Annotated in this window: 21 protein-coding genes and 1 pseudogene; 17 read left to right on the forward strand and 5 right to left on the reverse strand. The window is 65.1% G+C overall.

The window, feature by feature from the left end; genetic code table 11:
* Positions 1-2 precede the first annotated feature (2 nt).
* The 3 genes from QX041_RS05420 (at position 3) to QX041_RS05430 (ending at position 3,442) form a co-directional block, all read left to right on the forward strand.
* Positions 3-1,700: an FAD-dependent oxidoreductase gene (locus QX041_RS05420; RefSeq protein ID WP_316164639.1), complete on the forward strand. Its 1,698-nt coding sequence runs from the start codon at positions 3-5 to the stop codon at positions 1,698-1,700.
* An 826-nt stretch (positions 1,701-2,526) separates the two neighbouring features.
* A complete protein-coding gene (locus tag QX041_RS05425) occupies positions 2,527-2,871 on the forward strand; it encodes a hypothetical protein (protein WP_315718526.1) in 345 nt (114 codons plus the stop codon).
* A gap of 106 nt (positions 2,872-2,977) precedes the next feature.
* The gene (locus QX041_RS05430) at positions 2,978-3,442 is read left to right on the forward strand and encodes an RbsD/FucU family protein (RefSeq protein WP_315718506.1); all 465 of its coding nucleotides are present in this window, start codon (positions 2,978-2,980) and stop codon (positions 3,440-3,442) included.
* Positions 3,443-3,708: 266 nt separating this feature from the next.
* On the opposite strand, the gene QX041_RS05435 is transcribed toward QX041_RS05430, so the two are convergent.
* Positions 3,709-4,089 carry a hypothetical protein gene (locus QX041_RS05435; protein ID WP_316164640.1) on the reverse strand — a complete coding sequence of 127 codons (381 nt, stop codon included), beginning with the start codon at positions 4,087-4,089 and terminating at the stop codon, positions 3,709-3,711.
* Positions 4,090-4,668: 579 nt separating this feature from the next.
* The gene (locus tag QX041_RS05440; RefSeq protein WP_315749831.1) at positions 4,669-5,874 is read right to left on the reverse strand and encodes a M20/M25/M40 family metallo-hydrolase; all 1,206 of its coding nucleotides are present in this window, start codon (positions 5,872-5,874) and stop codon (positions 4,669-4,671) included.
* Between the two features lie 143 nt (positions 5,875-6,017).
* Here QX041_RS05440 and QX041_RS05445 point away from each other — a divergent pair, with 143 nt between their 5' ends.
* The 6 genes from QX041_RS05445 to QX041_RS05470 all read left to right on the forward strand — a co-directional run bounded on the left by QX041_RS05445 (position 6,018) and on the right by QX041_RS05470 (position 10,647).
* A complete protein-coding gene (locus tag QX041_RS05445) occupies positions 6,018-6,776 on the forward strand; it encodes an SDR family oxidoreductase (protein WP_315749833.1) in 759 nt (252 codons plus the stop codon).
* A complete protein-coding gene (locus QX041_RS05450) occupies positions 6,773-7,681 on the forward strand; it encodes a sigma-70 family RNA polymerase sigma factor (protein WP_315827436.1) in 909 nt (302 codons plus the stop codon). Before QX041_RS05445 ends, QX041_RS05450 begins: the two co-directional genes overlap by 4 nt.
* 81 nt (positions 7,682-7,762) lie before the next feature.
* Complete coding sequence (locus QX041_RS05455; RefSeq protein ID WP_316164641.1) at positions 7,763-8,329, forward strand: cytochrome b; 567 nt, start codon at positions 7,763-7,765, stop codon at positions 8,327-8,329.
* Positions 8,330-8,470: 141 nt separating this feature from the next.
* On the forward strand, positions 8,471-8,875 hold the full coding sequence (locus tag QX041_RS05460) for an OsmC family protein (RefSeq protein ID WP_315750037.1): 405 nt from the start codon (positions 8,471-8,473) through the stop codon (positions 8,873-8,875).
* Positions 8,872-9,573, forward strand: coding sequence for a VIT family protein (locus tag QX041_RS05465; RefSeq protein WP_315749836.1), 702 nt, complete (start codon positions 8,872-8,874; stop codon positions 9,571-9,573). Before QX041_RS05460 ends, QX041_RS05465 begins: the two co-directional genes overlap by 4 nt.
* Before the next feature lie 255 nt (positions 9,574-9,828).
* Positions 9,829-10,647 carry an HlyD family efflux transporter periplasmic adaptor subunit gene (locus tag QX041_RS05470; protein WP_315749838.1) on the forward strand — a complete coding sequence of 273 codons (819 nt, stop codon included), beginning with the start codon at positions 9,829-9,831 and terminating at the stop codon, positions 10,645-10,647.
* A gap of 925 nt (positions 10,648-11,572) precedes the next feature.
* On the opposite strand, the gene QX041_RS05475 is transcribed toward QX041_RS05470, so the two are convergent.
* The gene (locus QX041_RS05475; protein ID WP_316164642.1) at positions 11,573-13,153 is read right to left on the reverse strand and encodes an endonuclease/exonuclease/phosphatase family protein; all 1,581 of its coding nucleotides are present in this window, start codon (positions 13,151-13,153) and stop codon (positions 11,573-11,575) included.
* Positions 13,154-13,177: 24 nt separating this feature from the next.
* Positions 13,178-13,915 carry a hypothetical protein gene (locus tag QX041_RS05480; protein WP_316164643.1) on the reverse strand — a complete coding sequence of 246 codons (738 nt, stop codon included), beginning with the start codon at positions 13,913-13,915 and terminating at the stop codon, positions 13,178-13,180.
* A 171-nt stretch (positions 13,916-14,086) separates the two neighbouring features.
* On the opposite strand from QX041_RS05480, the gene QX041_RS05485 reads away from it, so the two are divergent.
* Together QX041_RS05485 and QX041_RS05490 are read left to right on the forward strand one after the other, a co-directional pair.
* Positions 14,087-14,737, forward strand: coding sequence for a hypothetical protein (locus tag QX041_RS05485; protein WP_316164644.1), 651 nt, complete (start codon positions 14,087-14,089; stop codon positions 14,735-14,737).
* A gap of 217 nt (positions 14,738-14,954) precedes the next feature.
* A pseudogene (locus QX041_RS05490) lies at positions 14,955-15,325 on the forward strand (hypothetical protein).
* Between the two features lie 737 nt (positions 15,326-16,062).
* Here QX041_RS05490 and recQ read toward each other — a convergent pair.
* Entirely contained in the window at positions 16,063-17,868 is a 1,806-nt protein-coding gene (recQ, locus tag QX041_RS05495) for a DNA helicase RecQ (protein WP_315749846.1), read from the reverse strand.
* A 231-nt stretch (positions 17,869-18,099) separates the two neighbouring features.
* Here recQ and QX041_RS05500 point away from each other — a divergent pair, with 231 nt between their 5' ends.
* The 6 genes from QX041_RS05500 to QX041_RS05525 all read left to right on the forward strand — a co-directional run bounded on the left by QX041_RS05500 (position 18,100) and on the right by QX041_RS05525 (position 22,893).
* Positions 18,100-18,330: a hypothetical protein gene (locus QX041_RS05500; RefSeq protein ID WP_316164645.1), complete on the forward strand. Its 231-nt coding sequence runs from the start codon at positions 18,100-18,102 to the stop codon at positions 18,328-18,330.
* Positions 18,331-18,978: a 4'-phosphopantetheinyl transferase gene (locus QX041_RS05505; protein WP_316164646.1), complete on the forward strand. Its 648-nt coding sequence runs from the start codon at positions 18,331-18,333 to the stop codon at positions 18,976-18,978. It abuts the gene before it with no gap.
* Positions 18,979-19,309: 331 nt separating this feature from the next.
* Positions 19,310-20,641 (forward strand): ABC transporter substrate-binding protein, encoded by a 1,332-nt coding sequence (locus QX041_RS05510; RefSeq protein WP_315749849.1) that lies wholly within the window; start codon positions 19,310-19,312, stop codon positions 20,639-20,641.
* 124 nt (positions 20,642-20,765) lie between these two features.
* Positions 20,766-21,728: a sugar ABC transporter permease gene (locus QX041_RS05515; RefSeq protein ID WP_315712570.1), complete on the forward strand. Its 963-nt coding sequence runs from the start codon at positions 20,766-20,768 to the stop codon at positions 21,726-21,728.
* On the forward strand, positions 21,725-22,678 hold the full coding sequence (locus tag QX041_RS05520; protein ID WP_316164647.1) for a carbohydrate ABC transporter permease: 954 nt from the start codon (positions 21,725-21,727) through the stop codon (positions 22,676-22,678). Before QX041_RS05515 ends, QX041_RS05520 begins: the two co-directional genes overlap by 4 nt.
* Positions 22,675-22,893, forward strand: a complete 219-nt coding sequence (locus tag QX041_RS05525; RefSeq protein ID WP_315827443.1) for a hypothetical protein — start codon at positions 22,675-22,677, stop codon at positions 22,891-22,893. Before QX041_RS05520 ends, QX041_RS05525 begins: the two co-directional genes overlap by 4 nt.
* Positions 22,894-22,895 lie beyond the last annotated feature (2 nt).

The raw sequence follows: 22,895 nt of genomic DNA on the forward strand, positions 1-22,895 counted from the left end.
GCATGACGGCGGCGGCGCACGCCGGCGAGACGTTCGATGTCGTGGTCGTCGGAGCCGGCGCGGGCGGCATGACGGCGGCGACGATCGCGGCTGCTGACGGCTGCTCGGTGCTGCTGCTGGAGCAGGCCGAATTTATCGGCGGCACCACCGCCATCTCCGGCGGCATGGTCTGGATTCCTGCCAATCACAAGGCGGCCGCGGAGGGGCGGGCGGATACGCTGGAGGCGGCGCGCACGTATTTGGCCCGGACCGTGCCGGGGCAGGACCGCACGCGGCTCGAGACGTTCCTTGCATTCGGCGACGAAGCTTTGCGCGATCTCGAGGCCCGCACTGCGCTGCGGCTGCAGCCGGTGCCGACCTATCCGGATTATTATCCCGACCTGCCCGGTGCCACCGCGGGAGGCAGGGTGCTGGAGCCGCTGCCATTCGATGCGCGCGGCCTCGGCGACGCCTTTGCGCTGCTGCGCGATCCGCTGCCGGAGTTCATGCTGTTCGGCGGCATGATGATCAGCCGCCAGGATATCCCGCACCTGCGCCGTGCCGGCCGATCGTTGCGCTCGGCCCTGCATGCGGCCAGGTTGATCGCGCGCTATGGCCTGCAGCGGCTCACGGCGCGGCGCGGCACGACGCTTTATCTGGGCAACGCGCTGGCGGCGCGACTGCTGCGCTCGGCACTCGATCGTGGCGTCGTGATACGCACCGGCACCTCCGTCCAGCAGCTTGAGGCCGACGCGCAGGGCAGGGTCTCAAGGCTCGAAATTGTCGATCGCTCCGGCCGCTCCTGGATCACCGCAAGGCGCGGCGTGGTGCTCGCGACCGGCGGGCTGTCGCATGATGCCGAGCTGCGCCGCTGCTATGTGCCGCAGGCCGCCGGCCTGCTGTCGGCCACCGTCGACCCCGGCGCCGCACCACGCGGTGCGCGTCTGGCCATGGCCCTGGGCGCGTGCCTGTCGGCGCCGACGAAAGAGGGCGCGTTCTGGGTGCCGGCTTCGACATTCACACGGGCCGACGGCAGAAGCGGCATCTTCCCGCACACGGTCACCGATCGCGCCAAGCCCGGCCTGATCGCGGTCGATGGCACCGGCCGCCGCTTCGTCAACGAGGCGGTGTCCTACCACGAGTTCGTGCGCGCGCAGCTCAGGCACGCGACGGCTGTTCCTGCCTGGCTGATCTGCGATCGCCGCTTCCTGTGGAGATACGGCCTCGGCAAGATCAAGCCGTTCACGCGCAGTGTCGCGCGTGATGTCGCCGCGGGCTATCTCAAGCGTGCCGACAGCCTGGACGCGCTCGCGGAGACGATCGGCGTACCGGCGCAGGCGCTGACTGCAACCGTCAACCAGTTCAACGCCGGTGCGGTGCGCGGCGAGGATCCCGCCTTCGGCCGCGGCGGCGACATCTATCAGCGTGCGCTCGGCGACGCCGATCAGCATCCCAATCCCTGCGTCGCGCCGATCCTGGAGCCGCCTTTCCATGCGGTCGCGGTTTATCCGGCCGATCTCGGCATGTCTGCGGGCCTCGTCACCGATGCGCGCGGGCGGGTGTTGCGCGCGGATGGCTCACCCATTCCTGGCCTGTTCGCCTGCGGCAACGATATGGCCTCGATCATGGAAGGGGCCTATCCCGGGCCCGGCATCACGTTGGGTCCGGCGCTGGTCTTCGGCTGGCTCGCGGGCAGGAACGTCGCCGGCGCGAACGTTTGAGGACTCTCATGCTCGTGAGCTCGCTCCAGGCATGGCTCGATGTGACCTCTCGGAGCCTGGAGGCATGAGAACGACTTGGTCACACTTCGCGGCTTGTGAAAGTCGGCCACGGGTTGTTGCCTGAAGTGGGGACGCGGCAGTGGTCAGGAGGACCGTTGTCGTTGTCCAGGGTGGGGTGGCCTTCCCCACCCGCCGCCCGGCCGACGGACGCAAATGGCGCTAGTGGAGTCGCGCCGCTTCGGATCCCCGCCGCTCGCTACTATATCGCGTGCAACACAGGATCAACTTGGGAAGTTTGCAATTGACGAACGGCTCGGGCCGCCGCGAGTAGCGGACGGTGCTCGTGTTTGGGCAACTCGAGATGATATGGTTGCGCGTCCCCGTAACGAGGCGCCTTGAGCATCACGCTCCTCTGCGGCCTTTTCCTGATATCGCCTGGCCGACGCGCTGCTTTCGTAGTTGAATTGTCGTTTCCGCTCAGCTCTCATTCATGAGCTGCTGGCACCAAGGTCAAAAGTTGCTCATTGCCGTGTAGGCAATAGCAGCCGATGGTTGCCGAACGGGCGCTCGGCATGAGCCGCCCATCTGCCGTGTGGAAATTCCGGCTACGACAATCCGGAGTTGCCGGCTTTGTTCCGGGCCTGCGGCCGCGACCCTGGAGGAGCGTCCGCGTGCATCGGGACCTGTTGTGCGCGGTGAAGTCAGGCCGTGGATGGTTGCCGGTGGGATGGCGGCGTCGTACGCTCGCGCGCCACGTGACAGGTGGCATGATCGGGGACCGGGTCGTTTCAGGATGAGGCGCTGATGGCGGAGGGCAGCTCGCGTGATGGATGAGGACGACCCGAGCGGAGAGATCTCCCGGATCGAGGCGCGGATCGACGAGCTTGCCGAGATGGCGGAGCGGTGCCGAAAGATCATCCTGGCCTCGAAAATCGCGATAGCGGGCGGCGCCGCATTGCTGCTCGGCGCGGTGCTGGGCCTGCTCGGATCCGATGCGGTCGCGCTCCTCGGCGCCATTGCGGCGCTGCTCGGCGGCATCGTGTCGCTCGGATCGAATGTCAGCACGTTGCGACAGACAATGGCGGCGATGGCCGCCGCTGAAAGGCTGCGCTCGGACCTGATCGGCAGCATCGATCTTCGCCTGGTCGGCGAGAGGCGAGGGAGCGTGTAGTTCGCGATGGGATGATGGCGTGACGCGCTCCAGGTGTTGGCAGTAGTTGCCCTTGGCCGATGGCCCGGCGACCTGGTCCGTTCGATGAAAATGACAGGGAGACCACATGCTGAAGGGGATCGATCCACTGCTCAATGCCGACGTGCTCCATGCGCTCCGCGCGATGGGGCATGGCGACCGTCTCGTGATCTGCGACACCAATTTTCCGGCGGATGCGATCGCGCGGCAGACAGTGTTCGGCGGGCTGCTGCGCATCGATAATGTCAGCGCGGCGCGCGCGGTCCAGGCCGTGCTGTCGGTGCTGCCGCTCGACAGCTTCATCGACGATGCCGCCGTGCGGATGGAGGTCGTGGGCAGTCCTGCGGAGGTGACGCCGGTGCAGCAGGAGGTGCAGGCGGTGATCGACCGCGCCGAGGGCAGGTCGTGGCCGCTGGTCGGCGTCGAGCGCTTCGCATTCTATGAGATGGCCAGATCAGCCTATTGCGTGATCGCCACCGGCGAGCGCCGGTTCTACGGCTGCTTCATCTTCAGCAAGGGCGTCATCCCGCCGGATGGCGCATCGGGATCATGATGCCGGCTGGCGCGCCGCATTTGGGCAGCGGTGCGCATGCCGGCAAGGGTATCGCGATCGGTCATCCGCCTCGCGTTCGACGCGTAGCGCCCGCCGCGGCTCAATGGGCTTCGGGGAAGCGACCCGGCGAGAGATCGGTCCCGCATGTCGCTGCGCTCATGGCAGGTTACGGGACTGGTCGCGACGGCAGCGAAGGGAGTCCAGCGCCGGGCGAGCGCTGCGAGACCTCGCCCGGTGCCGCGCCGAGGTTTCAATCAGAAGCGGTCTCAGCGGCAATTCCAGGTCGTGCCCTGCGCGCAGACCGCGTTCGGGCTGTCGCCGCCATAGACCTGATAGGGGTATTCGCCCTTGCGGTAATAGCCATAGGCGTGTGGGTTCACGCCGTAGTAGGACGGAGCCGCGTAATAGGCCGGGCCGTCATAGACCGGGCCATCGTAATAATCATAGGCGTCGCGGCTTGCGGCGATCGCAAGACCGGTGCCGATGGCACCCGCCGCAAGCGCCGCGCCGATCGCAGCGCCGCCGCCGCCGCCGTGCCAGCGCCCATTTCGCGCGTCGGCACTGGTCGGGGTGAAGGCGCCGATCGCGAGTGCAGTCAATGAAGCAATTGCGGCCGTGCGGCCGAGCAGAGCTGGTTTGGTCGACATGTCAGGCCTCCAGTGAAGTGCGCCGTGATTGGCTGATGTCTCCGGTGTCCGGCTCTGCCGAGAACTGTGACGAACGTCAGAGCCGAACAATGCCGGCAAACGGATGATCGATTGCGGTTCTGGACCTGACCTCGCCGAGGAGCTGGCGAGGGTCCAACGCGAATGGCAGGTCCATCGCACTAGAACCGCCGTCCCGCTTTGGAGTTCCGGCCCCGCCCGAACTTCCATGCGATCGGACAGGGGCCGCTGGGCACGCGGAGGAGGAATGGCTCGTGCTTTGCCGACCCGGCAGCCCGGTGCCGGAGCCAACTCATCACTGTGACGGTGGATTCCAATCACTGAAGACGTTTGAAGGGCGTCGATGAGACTGGGCCGCTGTGACCCGACGAGCTCGCGCCATCCCGAGCTGCACGACGGGCAATCTCTGCCTGGGTGCAATCCGCCGCGGGAGCGCGACGTCATGGCCTCGCTGTTCGACCTGTTCGGAACATGCGCGTTTGCTGGCGAGCCCGTCATCACGACGTTGCGCGGGAGCAAGGAGATTGCAGCCATCCAAGTTCGTGTCCGGATGGCGTCGTCTCACCCCATCGTCGCCAGCCTGACCGCCAGCGCACACGCCCGATCGTATTCGTCCAGGTTGATCCATTCGTCAATCGTGTGCGGCTCGTTCTGGCCGGTGCCGAAGGTCACGGTGGGGATGCCGTGGCGGACCATCCAGTTGGCGTCGAGGCCGCCATTGCCGGCGCGCAGGGTCGGCGCGGCGCCGATGTCGGAAACGGCAGCCATGGCGCGCTTGACGACGGGAAGGGTCTCCTTCATCCGGAACGGATGATAGTCGGTCTCGGCCTTGAACTTGACGCGGCCGGACTTGCCTTCGCTGTTGGTGACCTGCTTGGCCGCCTTCTCGAAGGCCGCCTTGTAGGCCTTGGTGATCTCGCGGATGAATTTGGCATCGTGGCTGCGGCATTCGCCGCGGACGTGGACGTAGTCGGTGACGACGTTGGTGGCGTCGCCCGCGGGGCGGCCTTCGCCGCCGGTGACCGGACCGACATTGCTGGTGCCAAGCCTCGCGTCCTTGCCCTTGCCCTTCACCACCTTGCCGAACCAGCCGCCGGCTTTCACCTCGGCGAGCGCGAGCGCCAGGATCATGGTGGCGCTGATGCCGCGCTCAGGCGCGACGCCGGCATGCGAGGCGCGGCCGAAGATCTCGACCTCCCAGCGGTCGGCGCCGACAGCGCCGATCGTGACGGCGGAGGCCGAGCTGCCGTCGAAGTTGAACGCCATCTCGGGCGCGCCGAGGTCGTCGGTGTTGACGTGCCGCGCGCCATAGAGCCCGCTCTCCTCGCGCACGCAGAACAGCAGCGTGATCGGCGGATGATCGAGCTTCTGCCGGATCAGCTCGGCCGCGAGCGTGACGAGAATGCCGCAGCCGCAGCGATTGTCGCCGCCGAGCGCGGTCCTGGCCTGGTTGACGATCTTGCGACCGGAGATCTTCGGCTGCGCGCCGGCGCACAGTGGCACCGTGTCCATGTGGGTCATGAACATGATCCGCGGCTGATTGTGCTGGCTGCCGCGGCCGGGCAGCTCGACGATCAGGTTGCCGGTCTCGGTCGGCAGCGGAATGCGCGTATTGGCATCGTCGAGCCGCATCGCCTTGGCCGGCACGCCGGCCTGCTTCAGCGCCGCCATGATCTCGCGCCCGATCGCTTTTTCCTGTCCGGTCACGCCCTGGACGGCGAGAAAACGCATCAGACGATCGGTGGCGGCGGTGGTGTCGACGGACATGAAGCGATTCCCGTGATGAACGATGTGCCCGGAGCATCCAGCCGGGCGGCCGGTTGCGCAAGGGGGCTCGCATTGGTTTCGCCGCCTGACTCTTTTCCGATGCCTCGATCGTTTTCATGTCATCTGGACATTGGAGCATCATCATGAGCCTGAAAGACAAGACGATCGTCGTGACCGGCGGAAGCCGCGGCCTTGGCTTGGGAGTCGTGGAGGCCCTCGTCGATCGCGGCGCCAAGGTGACCGTCGTCGCGCGCGGAACCGAGGCGCTGAACGCGATTGCTGCGCGCCTGGGTGTGGCCACGATCGCGGCCGACGTCACCGACGAGGCCGCTGCGCATCGCATCGTCGGCGATATCAGCCCCGACATCCTGATCTTGAACGCCGGCACAACGCCGCACATGGACCGGCTGGATCGGCTGACCTGGAGGGATTTCTCGGTTGCCTGGGAAACGGACGTCAAGGCGGGCTTGTACTGGATCCAGGCGGCGCTCAAGCTCCCCCTGAAACCAGGAAGCCGCGTCCTGGTCGGATCGAGCGGCGCGGCGGTGGGCGGTTCGCAGATGTCAGGCGGCTACGGCGGCGCCAAGCGCATGCTCTGGTTCATGGCGAAATACGCCAACGGCGTGTCGCAGGACGACAGGCTCGGCATCCGCTTCCAGGCGATCGTGCCGCGTATGATGATCCTCGGCACGGGAGTGGGGGATACGGCCGCGGGTGCTTATGCCGGGTCCATGGGCATTGCGCCGGAAGCGTTCGTTGCCCGCTTCGGCGCGCCGATGCCGCCACGGGCGTTCGGCGATCGTGTGGTCGCAGTGCTGGAGGACCCGCGGTTCGTCGACGGCGTCGTGTTCGGTCTCAACGGAGATTCCGGCGTGACGGTGATGGAAGGAGCGGCAGCTTGAGCGACGGCGGACATGCTTCGCGCGGCGCGCGCAGCGCCGAGCTCGTGGCCCTCGCAGAGCAGCTGCGGCCCGAGCTGCATCGTTATTGCGCGCGCCTGATGGGCTCTGTGATCGACGGCGAGGACGTCGTGCAGGACACCCTGACAAAAGCGCTCGTCGCGGTGGACGAGATGCGCGACGTCGCGATGCTGCGCGCCTGGCTGTTCCGGGTCGCGCATAACCGGGCGCTGGACCTGCTGCGCAGCCGTGCGATCCGGGCCGCCGAACCGATGGAGGCGGCTGACGGTGTCGCCGACGACACCGTGCCGGATGCCGTGGAGGCGATGATGCGCGACGAGGCGATCCGGACCGCGGTGTCGCGCTTCACGGAGCTTCCGATCCCTCAGCGGAGTGTCCTCGTTCTGAAGGATGTGCTCGATGAGTCGCTCGCCGACATCGCGGCGCTGCTCGACCTGACGGTGGACTCGGTGAAGGCGCATCTCGCCCGCGCCCGGGCGCGGCTCTCCGAGATCAACGCTGTGGCCGAGGCGCGGCCGGCGGCGAGACCCGCCTCCGATGCGGCGACACGCTATGTGAGCCTGTTCAACCGGCGTGATTGGGACGGCCTGCGCGCGCTGCTGGCACACGACGTCAAACTGCACCAGTCCACTCATCCCGTCCGTGTCGGCCCGGCCGATGTCGGGATGTTCTTCAGCATTTACGCCGGGATGGACGGCGTCTGGCTGGCGCCGGCCTGGCTCGAGGGCCGGGAAGTGATCGCCGTGTTCGAACGCCAGGGCGATCCGCGGCCCAGCTACGTCATGTGGCTGAGCTGGCGCGACGGCAAGATCAGCTTCATCCGCGACTACCGCTACGTCCGCTATGTCATCGCCGATGCAGAGCTGGCACTCGCCCCGCCGTCCTGAGCACCCGGACCGGCAAGGGCTTGATCCACATCAACGAGGGACGGTCGCGCCAGGAGCATCTTTTGACCAAAGAGGTCTGAGATGCAGCTCTTCAACTCGACGAGGGACTACGGGGCGATTCCGCAGACGCTGCATTGGCTGACGGTCGTTCTCGTGGCCGTCGCCTGGGCGCTTGGGGTCTTCGGTGACGTGCTGCCCAAGGGCGCGCCGCGCGAGTCCGGCCTGCTCGTCCATGTCACGGCTGGGATCGCGATCCTCATGCTTCTGGCGGTGCGCCTGGCTTGGCGGCTGGCCGATCCTTCTCCGCCGCCCGAAGCGACCGAATTCGCCACATGGATGGGAAAGTGGCAGTATCCGGCCGCGCGTTTCGCGCACTACGTTCTCTATGCGCTGCTCTTTGCCGTGCCCGTCGTTGGCATCGTGTTGCAGTTTGCGCGCGGTGATTCCTTGCCGCTGTTTGGCATTGCCGAGATCGCGTCGCCCTGGCCCAAGGACCGCGCGTTTGCTCACAACGTCAAGGAAGTGCATGAAATTCTCGCCCACGCCCTCGTCATCGTGGCCGCAATGCATGCGGCCGCCGCGCTGATCCATCACTGGATCTTCCGGGATCGGACGCTGCTTCGCATGCTGCCTCACTCGGACGACTAGGGAAGGCGACACGCCTGTCGGAAACCATGGATTGCGCCGGTCGCTTCCGCCGCCGTAACCGGACGGTCGCGATCCGATCGATCACTCCGCTCATGGTTCGGATTGCCAACCCCAAGGACACGCGGCCCGGAGACTCCCCCAATGCTAGAGTATCGCGTCAACGCCCGACGGATCGATGCGCATGAAAGCGTGGCTGACTGCAAGGATGCGACCGTGGTGCTCGACACCGATGTCCAGGGACGGCGGGATGCGTTCAACCCGGCCGAGCTTCTTCTCGCCGCGGTTGCCGCCTGCATGATCAAGGGAATCGAACGCGTGACGCCGATGCTCAAGTTCCATATTCGTGGCGTCGAGGTGCGACTGATCGGCTTCCGTCAGGACAGCCCGCCGATGATGGCGTCGATCGATTACGAGCTGATCGTCGACACCGACGAAGACGACCGCCGGCTCGAGCTGCTTCATCAGAATGTCAGGAAGTATGGAACGATTTCCAACACCGTGGCGGCCGCCACGAAGTTGCAAGGCGTGATCAGGAGAAAGACATGAGCCGCCTTCACGTCCACCCCGAAAGCCATCTGGTGGCGCGGATCGGATGGCTCAGAGCGGCCGTTCTGGGAGCCAATGACGGCATCATTTCGACTGCGAGCCTGATCGTCGGTGTTGCTGCGGCAGCAGCGACACGAAACGACGTCCTGATCGCAGGCGTGGCGGGATTGGTCGCCGGAGCGATGTCGATGGCCGCCGGTGAATATGTCTCCGTCAGCTCGCAGTCGGATACGGAGCAGGCCGACCTGGCCCGGGAACGCAAGGAGCTGAGCGACAACCCCGCATTCGAACGCGACGAGCTTGCCGAAATCTACGTCAAGCGAGGTCTGGATCAATCCCTTGCGCGGCAGGTGGCCGAGCAGTTGATGGCGAAAGACGCACTGACGGCTCATGCCCGCGACGAATTGGGAATCTCGGAGATCACCGCAGCGCGGCCGATCCAGGCTGCCCTGACCTCGGCCATGATGTTTTCGGTGGGGGGCGCCATGCCCTTGCTGATGGTCGTCGTGTCGCCCGCCAATTTGCTGGTCCCGATCGTCTCCGCGGCTTCTCTCGCCTTTCTCGCGGTGCTGGGAGCGATCGGCGCAAAGGCAGGCGGGGCCAACATTCCGCGCGCCACCTTTCGCGTGACGTTCTGGGGGGCCTTCGCCCTGGGTCTCACCGCAGGCATCGGAAGGCTGTTTGGGGCCGTTGTTTGAAGCGCTGGCAAAGCTTGCGCGACGGTCAACGGCGTTACCCCCGTCTCGTGTCGAGGCTGCGGCGGTGTCGCGGTGTCGTCGACACGGGCATTATTTCGAGAAATTGAAGACCCAATTCGGTCCAGGCGCCATTATCAACCGGCCCGCGAGCCGCCACATCTCGCGTCACGGGCATTCGATGGGTGCGACCCTGACGTCAACAGGATGCCGCCGAGGCGGCAACGCGCCCCATGCCGTGGTCGTGAGGAGCGAGTGGTGGACGGACAGCAAGCGCCGGGTGGATCCCGGCCGGTCATTCTGCATCAGGAGCGTCCCCCAGCGGAGCCGCGCGCCGGGGCGTCCGCAGGACGTGCGCTGTGGTTGCTCGCCGCGCTCAGCCTGATGTTCGGAATGCTGGTCGCGGTGCCGTGGATGGTCGAGTATGTGACCGTGGGCCAATATCTGGTTCACACCGATGACGCCTATGTCAGTATGAACGAGATCCCGGTCAGGTCGGCGGTGTCCGGCCTGGTCAGGGACCTGCTCGTGACCGACAATCAGGAGATCGCTGCGGGACAGGTTCTCGCGCGGATCGAGCACCGGGACGAGCGCGCTTCGACGGTCGCGCTGAACGACGTCATCGCTCCCGTCGCCGGCGTCGTGGCTGCAAGCGGTCTCCATGTCGGCGACGCCGTGACGACAGATCGGTCGTTGATGGCGGTGGTCACGCCAGGCGAGCCCCACGTCATCGCAGCTCTCGCGGTTTCCGAGATCACCTATGTCGCGATCGGACAGGCGGTCACGATCGACGTGCCGGGCCTGCCCGTCCGGCTCTATGGACATGTCGCGGATGCTGAGTGGATCGGCGCGGCGTCCGGCTCGCCAACCGGCGAAGCGCGGATCGCGCTGAAGATCAGCCTGCTGAAGGCGGCCATGCCCGCCGGATTGCGATCGGGCATGGCTGTCGGCGCGACGATCCTGACCGGCCTGACCGGGACGGAGCGGATGGTCTCGCAGATCCTGCGGGAGAGGGCGCAGAGGACCTGCCACTGCGAGCAGGATCTCCAGCCCGCGTCGGTGCAGCGGCGCATCTGACCACGGCCATCCCTGCGCGACGGGCAATCCGTGCATGCCTCTCATGCCTGAACTGCCCGTCGTGCCAGTTTGTCGCGGACTCATCATTTGCACCGTCGGGCAAATCACCCTCACATTCTCGCGCATCCCGGCTCGCTGAGGAGGGACGTTTCGCGATCGTCACGAGCGTCGAGCCGGAGATGCGACGGGCGCGTTGCTCCGCAGCCGGGGGGCACAGCCCGCGCCGACGAACGGAGCGATGCGACGGCGAAGTGGTGTGGTCCTGGCATCGCGGTGCTGATGCCAAGCCGGTGGGGATGATGATCCGCTGGCGACGGGGGCAAGACAGCCGGTCCCCGGGGAGAGCGCCTATAAGTCGCAAAACCGTCGCGCAGGGAAGGCCGGATATTGGGCTGAACCTGTGGTTCTGCCGCGTGCTTTTTGCTGCACGCGGACCGCGGGTGTCAGCCGATACCCGGTCTTCCCTGCGCCTCTTCTTCGGAGGAAGAGATTCACTCGAGATGACAACTCGGGCGGATGCCGCCGCGAGATGGCTCAGCCTTGCCTGCTGTTTGAAACGTACAACACGCGGTCGTGCGATGTCCCGCACCAAGTGGGCAGTCGCAAGGTGATCTGCGGCCCTATCTCGACGTGATCGAGAGCGTCTTCTTCACCGGCGGCCTGTCGGTGACGATCAAGTCGCACCACAAGGTCGGCGGCCTGCCGGCGCGCATGAACATGAAGCTGGCCGAACCCTTATGCTCAGCGGTCGGCGAGAGGTTGGTGATGCTAATGGCCTACCGTTTACCAAGTCGAGTGCCAAGACGCCTCAACTTGGCATCCCCGCCGACAAGCGCTGCGCAGACGGCCAAGTCGGCATTGTCGACGATGAGTGACCCATTCTGTGACTCCGAGCCTCTGCCGCGCTTCTTGAACGCCCGGAGCTCTAGTGCCTTGGGCTGGCGAACAAAGTCGCCTCCAGTCCGATGTGGTTCGAAAGATAGTCCTGCGGGCCGGGGGTGACGACCCAGCGAATGCGTGACTTGAAAGCACGCCGGCGCACACGTGAGACGTCGAGATTGAAGCCGTGAAATGCAGTCGCACGTTCCATGAACAGGTAGTCGATCCTCGATCCGGTGGGATTCGCGTCGTCTGGCTGCATGTCGTCGCAGTAGTAATCGACATCATCCGACATCGTCGGCGTGGCAACGGCCGGATCGTAGGCTTGCCGATATGCCTCGCTGGCGCGATAGACCTTACAGTTGGTATTGAAGTCGTTGTAGATCGGCTCGTCGCCCTCGCCGTGACGGTCGGTCAAACCGTCGCTTTTCATCGTATCGTACGGGACGCTCCACAGGTCATAGAAGCCGGCCTGCTCCATCGCCGCGACCAGGTTGTGGTATTCGTCGGTATCAGCACCGATGTTGAAATCTCCGGCGACAATGGCCACGTTGGATGGAAGGTGCGTCGCCTTGATGAAGGCAATCAACTCATCAATCTGCGTGCGCCTGACGTCGATCTTCTCCGCGTCAGTTGGGCCGGGCGGCAGAAGGCCGCCATCGCCGGCATAAACATGCGTCGAATAGAGCTCGATCGCACCGAAGCCGACCGGGATACGCGTGAGTTGCACCCCTTTGTTCGCCCATTTGTCAGAATCGAACATGTAGCCCATCTCGCATCCGCCGGGCATCACTCGCGACACGCCGTCCGCGGCATAGACATGCCCGCCGCCATTCTCGATCGTCCGCGTCGGGCTGAGGACGAGGATCCCGCTCTGCAGTTGCTTGTAGGCGAGGGAGCCGGTCGGTCCGTCGACATGCTGCGCGGTGCCATGTGCCAGGATCGTATCCCGCGTATCCTGGTCCCAAGCCTCGACCAGCGATACGAGGTCGTAGGCGAACACCCTCCGGCCGATTTCGTCGGCGCGCTCGGGGATGACCGGCTTCTCCATGACACTCACTTCGAACACGCCAAGCACCGGCGCGACCAACTGCATCAGCACCTCGAATACGACCTCCTCGGGGATCGAGAAGAGGCTTATCAGCCAGTCGAGGTCGGAACTGAGATTTTCGATGATGTATCCGCCGAGCGAGAGGCCGTTGCCCACCAGCTTGCAGGCATCGTTCAGCGGGTTGGCGGAAACGCCGCAGACTTCCACGATCGGCGGGAAGATGCGGTCGCAGACATCTCCGATGTCGGCCCCGATCATCTCCAGTGCCTTGCCGATGAACTCAGCCGATGAGACCCCAAGACAAGCCGCGAAGTGGCCCACCCCTCCGGCAGCGGCGACGATCTCCTTCAGCCCGATCTTCGCGCGCAGGCACCAGATGTTGTAGTGGAGGAATGAAATTCGTGTCGTGGAGGGGCCTGAGAGGCGCCAAGCCGCCTCGGCGAACGAAGCCGTCGGCAGGGTCGTTCCCGGTGCCGCTCCGGGGTAGCGCAGCCTGGACAACAGGCTGTGCATCGACTGCGGCGGGTAAAGTGCGTCGGCCTGTTGCGCGAGCTGATTGAACGACGTGGTGGGCATGCGCGCGTCCTCCTGACTGGTGAATCAGCTTGCCTGGAAGCGATAGGCGAGCGTCGGCCACGACAGCCAGCGTTCCGGCGCCCGTCTGACTTCCTGCTCGATCTTCTGGTTCACCCAGGCAGCGAGATCCTCCGGCTGCTTGCCGGCGGTGGGCAGTGTCGCCACCACTTCCACGCGGCTCTCCCTGGGCGCTATCAGCGCCAGCGTGTAGCCGTTGCGGATCGCAAGCCTCAGAATGGCGGCCGGAGTCTTGGTGGGGCGCCCGAAGAATGGGCTGCGGATGAACTCGGTGCCCGGATGAATATTGTCCATCATCGCGAACACGTTGCGGCCTTCGCGCATGTACGCGGCGAGCGCCGCCGCACCGCCTTCGGCCCGGAAGTTCAGTGTGGTGCCTGCGTCCTTCAACTCGGAGAGCCAGGGAGCATCATTCGATACCAGAACGACCACATGCTTTTTTTCCGCAGTGCCGAGCAGGCTCGCGAGCTCCGGGAAGTACCATCCGACAATCAGCAGCTTCCCCGATGCCGGCAGGTTCAGATCGATCTGCCGCGTCTTCCATGCACTTAGATTGCTCATGGCCTCGAGCCAAGCCCGCTGATGAGCCGAGCTGAAATCGGCGCGGGCTCGAACGTGGGGCGTGGGGAGCAGCTTGCCTGCCCAGGCGAAGGCATGGTCCGCGCAGGCCGGAACCGACCTCTCGACTGTGTCGACCTTCAATCCGTGAATGCCGCTCAGGACGGTGTGCAGATCATTGGGCATTTCAAGACCCCGCCAGTTCCCATGTTCTGAGCGCGGCCTGGCGCGCGCCAGAACATCCTACTTCGTAGTTAACGGTCGCAGGCGCCAGCCGATGGAGCGTTGACGTGAATCAAACTGCGGCGGCCGAGTTGACGATATTTTAAGCTACATCTTCAGCGGGAGGCGGCGAACATGACGAGCGACATCAAACTCACCGACACGTCGGTCATCCTGGAAGGATCAACGACTGTGCTGCAGAGCGGCAATGTCAGGGTTCCCGTCGACGCGCAGGGCTATCCCGGCATGCTCAGAATCGAGTTTGACGGCGCGGAGGCCCACGCGGGACGTCTCTTGCTAGCCCCGGCTTGGTTGGGGCGAGCGATAATGGCATGCAACGTCGAGACCGTGCAGCTCCAGAGCCCGAAAGTGCCTCCGGCGGCGCGCGCGGCGCTCTCTCACTCCCAGGCTGACGAACTTGTTCTCAACGATGGCAAGCATTACGCCGGGGGCGTTTCGATTTACGGTGCAGCGAAACTCGAAGATGTGACCGTTAAAGGCGCCGCGCGGTTCGAGAAAACCGTTACCGCTCCAGACGGAATTGTCGCGGGTGGCGTTACGATCGCAGTCCCCGCACCGCCCGCATTGCAACCGGGTCTATCAGTTGCGAGCTCCCGCACCAGCATGGAGATCAGCTCGTCGACCATTCGTGTGACAACGAGCCATGTCGGGATGATGGGGCATCAACCCGCGCCGGACGTCCTTGACCTGGTCGCGGAGATCCGCAGCCTTCGCGACCGGGTGGCCGCGCTGGAGAAGAAAGCCGGGGTTCCCGTGCCGGCCTAGTTTCGAGAGGCTCCTCGGCTTGGTCGCGCCGTAACAAAGCCAGATGCCATGCGTTGGTGTGATCCAAGGCCTGTAATATCTCAGATGATCGCGAGCTTCATCAAGGTCGATGCCTCACGGCCGCAAACCATCTCTTGGATTGTCCAACCAATGGCCGTACGTTGGTGGGCGGGGACGGAATTAGCCCAAAGCAACACCGTGGAGAACAGTTGGTCTGATGGATGAGGACGACCCGAGCGATCAATCTCCCTCATCGAGGCGCGGATCGAACAGCTGGCCGACGCGGCCGAGCGGTGTCGAAAGATCATCATGGCCTCGAAGATCGTGATATCCGGCTGCGCCGCGTTGCTGCTCGGGGCGGTGCTGGGCCTGCTGGGGTCCAATGCGGTCGTCGTCCTCGGGACGATTGCCGCGGTGCTCGGCGGCATCGTTTCGCTCGGATCGAACGTCAGCACCTTGCGACAGACCATGGCGGCGACGGCCGCCGCTGAAACGTTGCGCTCGGACCTGATTGGCAGCATCGATCTTCCGGCCCCGCCCGAACTTCCATGCGGTCGGACCAGTGCCGCCGGGCACGCGGAGAAGTAGAATGGCTCGTGCTTTGCCGACCCGGCAGCTCGGTGCCGGAGCCAAGCTCATCACTGTGACGGTGCATTCCAATCACTGAAGACGTTTGAAGGCGTCGATGGGACCGGCTGCTGTGACCCGACGAACTCGCGCCATCCCGAGCTGCACGACGGGCAATCTGTGCATGGCGCGTATGCGCCAACTGCCCGTCGTGCCAGTTTGTCGCAAACTCATCACTTGCACCGTCGGGCAAATCACATCCACATTTCCTGTTATCCCGGCTCGCTGAAGAGGGACGTTTCGCGATCGTCACGAGCGTCGAGCCGGGGAGGCGACGGGCGCGTTGCTCCGCAGCCGGGTGTCAAAGCCCGCGCCGACGAAGGGAGCGATGCGACGGCGAAGTGGTGTGGTCCTGGCATCGCGGTGCTGATGCCAAACCGGCGGTGATGATGATCCGCCGGCGACGGGGGCAAGACAGCCGATCCCCGGGGAGAGCGCCTATAAGTCGTCAAACCGTCGCGCAGGGAAGGCCGGATATTGGGCTGAACCTGTGGTTCTGCCGCGTGCTTTTTGCTGCACGCGGACCGCGGGTATCAGCCGATACCCGGTCTTCCCTGCGCCTCTTCTTCGAGGAGAAGGGGACTTCAGTTGCATAACCCGGGCGTCATCAGCCGCGGCATCGCGAGGCCATGTCTGAGCCATGTGTGCCGTCTGTTCGTCGAGCGAAGGAGCCGCGGTGCTGCTGGACGATGGCCGGCTCAGGCGCCCGCATCATGCGCATTGATCACCGCCACGAAGGCCTCGCCGTAGCGCGCGAGCTTGACCGTGCCGGCACCGGGGATGCTCGCAAGCTCCGCGACGGAGCGCGGATGGCGGGCCGCCATTTCGGCCAGCGTCTTGTCGTGGAAGATGACATAGGGCGGGACGTTCTGCGCCTTGGCGAGCTCCATCCGGCGTACGCGCAGCTTCTCGAACAGGTCGCGGTCGAGGTCGGGAAATGCCGCCGTGGTCTGCCGCTCCCGGGGTTTGCGGTCGCGCCGCGGCTTCTTCAGCACGCGCAGGCTGAGCTGCGGCTTGTCGCGCAGGAACTGGCGGCCCTCGGGCGAGATCGACAGGCCGCCATGGCCGGCGACGTCGACGCTGATCAGACCATGCGCGACGAGCTGGCGGACGATCGAGCGCCAGGCGTTGCGGTCGTGCTCCTTGCCGATGCCGAAGGTCGAGAGCTTGTCGTGGCCGAGCCGTTCGATGCGCTCGTCGGTCTCGCCGAGCAACACCGCGATGACGTGGGCCTGGCCGAAGCGCTCGCCGGTGCGGTGGATGCAGGACAGCAGCTTCTGCGCGGCGATGGTGCCGTCGAAGGTCTCCGGCGGGTCAAGACAGATGTCGCAATTGCCGCACGGCGCGCAATCGTCGCCGAAATAGCGCAGCAGCACCTGGCGGCGGCACTGGCAGGTCTCGGCGAAGCCGAGCAGCGCATCGAGCTTGCGGCGCTCGGTGCGCTTGCGCGCATCGGGCGCGTCGGACTCATCGATGAAGCGGCGGCGCAGCGCGATGTCCTCCGCCCCGTACAGCATCAGAGTCTCGGAGGGCAGGCCGTCGCGCCCGGCGCGGCCGGTCTCCTGGTAGTAGGCCTCGATGCTGGAGGGCAGATCGGCATGAACAACGAACCGCACGTCGGGCTTGTCGATGCCCATGCCGAAGGCGATCGTGGCGACCATGATCAGGCCCTGCTCGAGCTGGAAGCGGCGCTGGTTCTTCTCGCGCGCCTTCATCTCCATGCCGGCATGATAGGGCAGCGCCGGGAAGCCATGATCGCTGAGCGAGGCGGCGACTTCCTCGGTCTTGCGCTTGGACAGGCAATAGACGATGCCGCTCTCGCCCTCGCGCGATTTCAGGAAGGCCAGCATCTGCTGCATCGTGCTGGTTTTCTCCGCTGCGCCATAGCGGATGTTCGGCCGGTCGAAGCCGGCGATGAAGCTGTTGCCGTCGCCGATCGAAAGATGCTCGACGATCTCCGCGCGCGTCGGCGCATCGGCCGTGGCGGTGAGTGCGATGCGCGGGATGGTCGGGAACAGCCCGGCGAGGCAGTCGAGGGCGCGGTATTCGGGACGGAAATCATGGCCCCATTGCGAGACGCAATGCGCCTCGTCGATCGCGATCAGCGACAACCGTGCGGTCTTGAGCCGCTCGAGGTTCTCCGCCTTGAGCAGCGTCTCGGGTGCCATGTAGAGGAGATCGAGCTCGCCGCGTTCGATGTCCTGCCACAGCAGGTCCTTCTCGGCGCCCCAGAGCCGCGAGTTCAGCGCCGCGGCCTTCACGCCGGCCTGCCGGAGCGCGGTGACCTGGTCCTCCATCAGCGCGATCAGCGGCGAGATGATCAGCCCGAGGCCGGGACGCGCCAGCGCCGGGATCTGGTAGCACAGCGACTTGCCGCCGCCGGTCGGCATCAGCACGAAGGCATTGTGGCCGGCGATCACGTGCTCGACGATGTCACGCTGCCGGCCGCGGAAACTGTCGTAACCGAACACGGTCTTGAGGATCGAGAGCGGATCGGCGGCCATGGGAACGCACTTCTTCGGCAGACAGAGGGACTGGATAAGTCCCGTTGCAGCCCGCTGCCGTCAAGCAAAAGCTGGCCGCCGACGCGCATGTCAGCGGGGCCGAAAAGCATGGACCGGGGGACAGCGGCCGGGGCGCGTTGGACAAGCCGGCGAGTTATGGCAGAATCGACTTGCATCGCAGTATGTTCTGATCCTGATCCAACCATGGGCTCCCGGGGGGAGCCGGGTGCATTGGCACCTCGCCGGGCGCAAGTGCTGGTCGATACCGATCCGCAGTGGTCGGTGGTGCAGCTCGCCGAGCGGCAGCGTGCGCTCGCCATGCAAAGCTCGGGGGCGTGGCGCCGCGAGATCGCGAGACATGTTGAATCGTTGGAATTCGCTTCGACGTCGCCGTTTCGTATACGGTGGCGGCCGGTCGAGGCCGGTCCGCAAAGAGACGCGCGTGCAGAGTTGGTGATGTGAGTGCTTGCAAATCTGTTTGACGGTCCGGTCGTGGTGGCGGCGTCCAGCCTCTCGCTGGCGGAGGATGAGCTGTTTCCCGAAGAGCGCGCGCATATCCAGGCCGCGGTCGCCAAGCGGCGCGCCGAGTTCGCGACCGCCCGGATCCTGGCGCGCAGGGCGCTGGCGTCGCTGGGAGCTTCGCCGGTCGCGCTCGTCCCGACGCCGGATCGCGCTCCGGTGTGGCCGTCGGGCTATGCGGGAAGCATCTCCCATTGTGCCGATCATTGCGCCGTGGCCGTGGCCCGAAGCAGGGATGTCCCGTCCCTTGGACTGGATGTCGAGGACCTGCGCGAGCTCGATCCGTCGATGCGCGATCTTGTGCTCACGCCGGCCGAACGGCAATGGCTTCGCGGCCAGCCCGACGCGTTGCAGCCGATGCTGCCGATCGTGATCTTCAGCGCCAAGGAAGCCTACTACAAATGCCAGTATCCGCTCACGCGCGGCTTCCTGGATTTCCAGGATGTCGAGCTCGCGATCGCATGGGCGGCGGGCACGTTCGAGGCGCGTGTCATGAGAGAGGACTGGCCGGCCGCCGTTGCTCGCCTTGCCGGACGTTTCCTCATCGCTGACGGCCGGGTCAGTTGCGGCGTGACGTTGGCGAAGGGCTGACCACGCGGATGCAGCCTGGAGTTGGGCCGAGCCTGCGTCCTGGCAGCTGCGCCGGTGAGCCGCGCCATCGCCATCCCGGCAAACCTCCGGACGACGAGCAGCTTACCGCAGTCGCTAAACATGATGCGCTGCAAACGTCGCGAAAACGCGCTTGACATGTTTAGTCGTTCGCAATCTACTAAACAAAATACTTAACTCGGACGGATGATCCGAGGGCCAGGGGAAACGCTTGCGGCTCGCGCTGTCGTTGTGACGGCGCCGCTCGCCGCGGGCCATGCATCGCCGTCACCCACGCGAAGCGGGGACGGCGCCAACAGGGAGGGAGTGCCAGATGAAGTTGCTGCAGACATTTGCACTGGCGGCGACGGTCGCCGCCGCGACCGTGCTCGGCGCGTCCGCGCCGGCACGCGCCGAAGGAAAGACGATTACCTTGTGCTGGGCCGCCTGGGATCCGGCCAATGCGCTGGTCGAGCTGTCCAAGGACTTCACCGCCAAGACCGGCGTCAACATGAAGTTCGAGTTCGTGCCGTGGCCGAACTTCGCCGACCGCATGCTCAACGAGCTCAATTCCAAGGGCAAGCTGTGCGACCTGATGATCGGCGATTCCCAATGGATCGGCGGCGCGGCCGAGAATGGCCAATACGTCAAGCTCAACGAGTTCTTCGACAAGGAAGGCATCAAGATCTCCGATTTCATGCCGGCCACCGTCGCCGGCTACGCCGAATGGCCGAAGGGCTCGCCGAACTACTGGGCGCTGCCGGCGATGGGCGACGCCAACGGCTGGACCTATCGCAAGGACTGGTTCGCGCGGCCGGAGATTCGCGAGGAATTCAAGAAGAAGTTCGGCCGCGAGCTCGAGGTGCCGAAGACGCAGGAAGAGCTGAAGGACATTGCCGAGTTCTTCCAGAAGCGGGTGATCGACGGCAAGACCGTTTATGGCGCGGCCATCTTCACCGAGCGTGGCTCGGAAGGCATCACCATGGGCGTCACCAACGCGCTCTATCCGTTCGGCTTCAAGTATCAGAACCCGAAGAAGCCGTATGACATGCAGGGCTTCGTCAACTCGGACGATGCGGTGAAGGGCCTCGAGTTCTACAAGGCGCTGTACAAATGCTGCACGCCGCCCGGCTATTCCAACGGCTACATGCAGGAAGGCCTCGATGCCTTCAAGTCCGGCCAGGTCGCGCTGCAGATGAACTGGTTCGCCTTCTTCCCGGGCCTCTACAAGGACCCCAATGTCGGCGGCGACAAGATCGGCTTCTTCGTCAACCCCGCGCAGAAGGAGAAGGGCTCGCAGCTCGGCGGGCAGGGCATCTCGGTGGTGGCATATTCGCCTAACCGCGCCGAAGCGCTCGAATATATCAAGTGGTTCGCCGCGCTCGACACCCAGAAGAAGTGGTGGGCGCTCGGCGGCTACAGCTGCCACAAGGGCGTGCTCAACGATCCCAACTTCAAGAACACCGCGCCGTTCGCCGCCGACTTCCTGGTGGCGATGGACCAGGTGGTCGACTTCTGGGCCGAGCCGTCCTACGCCCAGCTTCTGCTCGCGATGCAGAAGCGCGTCCACGACTATGTCGTCGCCGACCAGGGTACGGCGAAAGGCGCGCTCGACGGGCTGATCGCCGACTGGACCAAGGTGTTCAAGGAGGACGGCAAGCTGTGATGGAGGCGGCACCTCTCGCGCAAGCGAGATCCGCCACGACAATCCCTCCGGCGAGCTTCGGCTTGCCGGGCGGACCAGCCAGTCTCACCGCCAGCCCGAAGCCGCCAGTGAAGCAGCCCCTCGCATGACCGACCAAACCGGACTGAGCAGCCTCGTCGACCGCGCCGCCCTGGTGACGCCGCCCGCCGTGGCGGGGCGCGTGCGCGGCCTGTCCGAGCGCGCCATCGCCTGGCTATTCATCATGCCGACCATGCTGCTGCTGCTCGCGATCAACATTTTCCCGTTGATCTGGACCATCCGGCTGTCCTTTACCAATTATCGCGCGAACCGTCCGAACGCCACCGTGCTCGATATCGGACTCGCCAACTACCAGTCGATCCTGACCGATCCGGACGTCTGGGCGGCGATGACGGTGACCGCGCGCTTCGTGTTCTGGACCATCCTGATCCAGACCCTGCTGGGCTTTACGCTAGCCTGGCTGATCGACAAAAAGTTCCGCGGCCACGGCCTGTGGACCACCTTGATCCTGCTGCCGATGATGCTGTCGCCGGCTGTGGTCGGCAACTTCTGGACGTTCCTCTACCAGCCGCAGATCGGGCTCTTCAACTACGTCATCTCCGCCGCGACGGGCGCGCCCGCATCGTCTTTCCAGATGCTGGCGCAAGTGCCGCTCGCGCCCTGGGCGATCGTCATCGTCGACACCTGGATGTGGACGCCTTACGTGATGCTGATCTGCCTTGCAGGTCTCCGCTCGATTCCCGACTACATCTATGAGGCGGCCGAGGTCGATCGCGCCTCGCCGTGGCGGCAGTTCTGGTCGATCACTTTGCCGATGGCGCTGCCGTTCATCATGCTGGCGGTGCTGTTCCGCGGCATCGAAAACTTCAAGATGTTCGACATGGTCAACCTCCTGACCGGCGGCGGTCCAGGCTCGACGACCGAGGTCGCCTCGATCACCCTGAAGCGCGAAGCCTTCGAGAAGTGGCGGACCGGCTATTCCTCGGCCTTCGCCATCATCCTGTTCGTCACCGTGTTCGGCCTCGCCAACATCTACGTCAAGGCGCTCAACCGGGTGAAAAGCCGATGACCGGTCTCGCAACCGCCCATTCCGTCGTCGATCCGTCGCCGCTGACCAAGCGGATCGCGGCAACCGTGGTGATCGCCTATGCGCTGATCACTCTGGTGCCGCTGCTGTGGATCTTCATGACCGGCTTCAAGTCGCCGTCGGCCGCGATCGCCTATCCGCCGAAGCTCGTCGCCGAGCCGAGCCTGGAGGGCTATTGCAACCTGTTCACGACCCGGACCCGGCAGGCGCCGGAGTACATGGCCAAGCTGCCACCGGCTGCCAGTCTGTGCGACCGCATCTCGCGCGGCCGCAACATGGTGGTCGCGGGTCCATCGAACTACATCCCACGCTACGTGAATTCGCTGGTGATCGCGTTCGGCTCGACGGCGCTGTCGGTCGTGCTCGGCACGCTGGCGGCCTACGCGTTCTCGCGCTTCAAGGTGCCGTTGAAGGATGATCTGCTGTTCTTCATCCTGTCGACCCGGATGATGCCGCCGATCGCGGTCGCGATCCCGATCTACCTGATGTATCGCGAGCTCGGCCTGTCCGACACGCGGCTCGGCATGATCCTGCTCTATACGTCCGTCAACATCTCGCTCGCGGTCTGGCTGCTCAAGGGATTCATGGACGAGATCCCGCGCGAATACGAGGAGGCGGCGATGGTCGACGGCTACACCCGCCTGCAAGCCTTCTTCAAGGTCGTGTTGCCGCAGGCCACCACCGGCATCGTCGCCACCGCGATCTTCTGCCTGATCTTCGCCTGGAACGAATATGCCTTCGCGGTGCTTCTGACCTCGGGCACGGCGCAGACCGCGCCGCCCTTCATCCCGATCATCATCGGCGAGGGCGGCCAGGATTGGCCGGCGGTCGCGGCGGGCACCACGCTGTTCCTGATCCCGATCGTCGTGTTCACGGTGCTGCTGAGAAAACATCTGTTGCGCGGCATCACCTTCGGAGCGGTGCGCAAATGAGCGAGATGGCACAAGATCAGCCGGCCGATGCGGCGCACTCGCGCTGGCCACGGGCGCTGCGGCGCGGCCCGATGGAGACGCTGGCAACGATCCTCATTGCGGCCGGCGTGCTGATGCTGCTGCAGCCGTTCGCACTGGTGCTCTACACCTATTCCTTCATCACCACGCTCGCCGGCGTCGTGATGTTCACCATCGTCTCCAAGTTTCCGGACTGACG

The sequence above is a fragment of the Bradyrhizobium sp. SZCCHNRI2009 genome (genome assembly GCF_032485115.1).
Taxonomy (GTDB): Bacteria; Pseudomonadota; Alphaproteobacteria; order Rhizobiales; family Xanthobacteraceae; genus Bradyrhizobium.

Coding starts and splice junctions, on each gene's coding strand:
- QX041_RS05515 (WP_315712570.1), top strand. CDS start 20,766: ATGACCGACCAAACCGGACTGAGCAGCCTCGTCGACCGCGCCGCCCTG.
- QX041_RS05465 (WP_315749836.1), top strand. CDS start 8,872: ATGAGCCGCCTTCACGTCCACCCCGAAAGCCATCTGGTGGCGCGGATC.
- QX041_RS05510 (WP_315749849.1), top strand. CDS start 19,310: ATGAAGTTGCTGCAGACATTTGCACTGGCGGCGACGGTCGCCGCCGCG.
- QX041_RS05440 (WP_315749831.1), bottom strand. CDS start 5,874: ATGTCCGTCGACACCACCGCCGCCACCGATCGTCTGATGCGTTTTCTC.
- QX041_RS05480 (WP_316164643.1), bottom strand. CDS start 13,915: ATGCCCAATGATCTGCACACCGTCCTGAGCGGCATTCACGGATTGAAG.
- QX041_RS05485 (WP_316164644.1), top strand. CDS start 14,087: ATGACGAGCGACATCAAACTCACCGACACGTCGGTCATCCTGGAAGGA.
- QX041_RS05445 (WP_315749833.1), top strand. CDS start 6,018: ATGAGCCTGAAAGACAAGACGATCGTCGTGACCGGCGGAAGCCGCGGC.
- QX041_RS05525 (WP_315827443.1), top strand. CDS start 22,675: ATGAGCGAGATGGCACAAGATCAGCCGGCCGATGCGGCGCACTCGCGC.
- QX041_RS05455 (WP_316164641.1), top strand. CDS start 7,763: ATGCAGCTCTTCAACTCGACGAGGGACTACGGGGCGATTCCGCAGACG.
- QX041_RS05460 (WP_315750037.1), top strand. CDS start 8,471: ATGCTAGAGTATCGCGTCAACGCCCGACGGATCGATGCGCATGAAAGC.
- QX041_RS05520 (WP_316164647.1), top strand. CDS start 21,725: ATGACCGGTCTCGCAACCGCCCATTCCGTCGTCGATCCGTCGCCGCTG.
- QX041_RS05420 (WP_316164639.1), top strand. CDS start 3: ATGACGGCGGCGGCGCACGCCGGCGAGACGTTCGATGTCGTGGTCGTC.
- recQ (WP_315749846.1), bottom strand. CDS start 17,868: ATGGCCGCCGATCCGCTCTCGATCCTCAAGACCGTGTTCGGTTACGAC.
- QX041_RS05435 (WP_316164640.1), bottom strand. CDS start 4,089: ATGTCGACCAAACCAGCTCTGCTCGGCCGCACGGCCGCAATTGCTTCA.
- QX041_RS05475 (WP_316164642.1), bottom strand. CDS start 13,153: ATGCCCACCACGTCGTTCAATCAGCTCGCGCAACAGGCCGACGCACTT.
- QX041_RS05430 (WP_315718506.1), top strand. CDS start 2,978: ATGCTGAAGGGGATCGATCCACTGCTCAATGCCGACGTGCTCCATGCG.
- QX041_RS05425 (WP_315718526.1), top strand. CDS start 2,527: ATGGATGAGGACGACCCGAGCGGAGAGATCTCCCGGATCGAGGCGCGG.